Annotated in this window: 2 protein-coding genes; both read left to right on the plus strand. The window is 71.7% G+C overall.

Going from position 1 to position 1145, the window contains the following annotated elements; all coding sequences use genetic code 11:
- Positions 1 to 644: TolC family protein (locus DPV74_RS41440; protein ID WP_162923339.1), on the plus strand; the 644-nt coding region annotated here is incomplete at its 5' end.
- Between the two features lie 47 nt (positions 645 to 691).
- A partial coding sequence (locus tag DPV74_RS41445; protein WP_119339292.1) for a biotin/lipoyl-binding protein occupies positions 692 to 1145 on the plus strand: 454 nt, incomplete at its 3' end.

Below are 1145 nucleotides of genomic sequence, written 5' to 3' on the forward strand. Positions count from 1 at the left end.
CGGCGCTGGCGCGGCCGTTTCCGGTCGGCGATGGCGCCGCGCTGCTCCGGCGCCGGCCCGACCTGCGCGAAAGCGAGCGCCGGCTCGCCGCGTCGAACGCGCGGATCGGTGCCGCCACGGCCGAGCTGTATCCGTCGATCGTGCTCGGCGGGTCGGTGAACTGGCTGTCGACGACCGGCGATCCGTCGTCGCTCGGCGACAAGTACGCGATCGCGTGGGGCGTCGGGCCGCTGATTACCTGGCGTTTTCCGAATCTCGCGGCGAGCCGCGCGCAGCTCGCACAGGCACGCGCGGACGATGCCGCCGCTCGTGCGTCGTTCGACGCGCAGGTGCTGCGCGCGCTGAAGGAAACCGAACAGGCGCTCGCGCGATACGGCGCCGAGTGGCGCCGCAAGGCCGCGCTCGAAACCGCGCGTGCCGAGCACGCGCGCGCTTTCCGGCTCGCGGAACTGAACTACGACGCGGGCGCGCTGGATTTTCTCGGCGTGCTCGACGCGCAGCGCAGCCTCGTCGCGGTCGATGCGGCGCTGGCCGCATCGACGCAGCAGGTCGCGCTCGATCAGGTTGCCGTCTTCAAGGCACTGGGGGGCGGCTGGCAGCGTCAGGGCCAGCGCAAGCCCGTAATTGACGTGAACGGGCCGTGACCGGCCGTTCGTGAATCCGCACGCACTCAACCATTCCGATTCCGATCATGAGCACCACAGCCGTACCCGAGAAATCCGCCCGTTTCGCGCGGCGCCACTGGATCGCCGCCGGCGCCTTCATCACCGTCATCGTGCTGGCCGGGTTCGGCTGGCGCTGGTGGACGGTCGGCCGCTTCATCGAGCACACCGACGATGCCTACGTGCGCGCCGACATCGTGACCGTCAGCCCGCGGGTGGCCGGTTATGTCGCACGCGTGGCCGTCGACGACAACCAGCCCGTGAAGCGCGGCGACGTGCTCGTCGTGCTCGACGATCGCGACTATCGCGCGAAGCTCGACGACGCGCAGGCGGCCGTTGCCGCCGCCGATGCGACGTTGCAGGCCGAGGAAGCCGCGGCCGCGACGCTCGACGCGCAGGTCGGCCAGCAGCGCAGCGTGATCGAGCAGGCGCAGGCCGACGCGGCCGCCGCGCGTGCCGAGGCGACCCGACGCGACGCGGATG

Origin of the sequence: Burkholderia sp. HAN2018 (assembly GCF_024704855.1) — a bacterium.
In the GTDB taxonomy this organism is placed as follows: domain Bacteria; phylum Pseudomonadota; class Gammaproteobacteria; order Burkholderiales; family Burkholderiaceae; genus Burkholderia; species Burkholderia cepacia.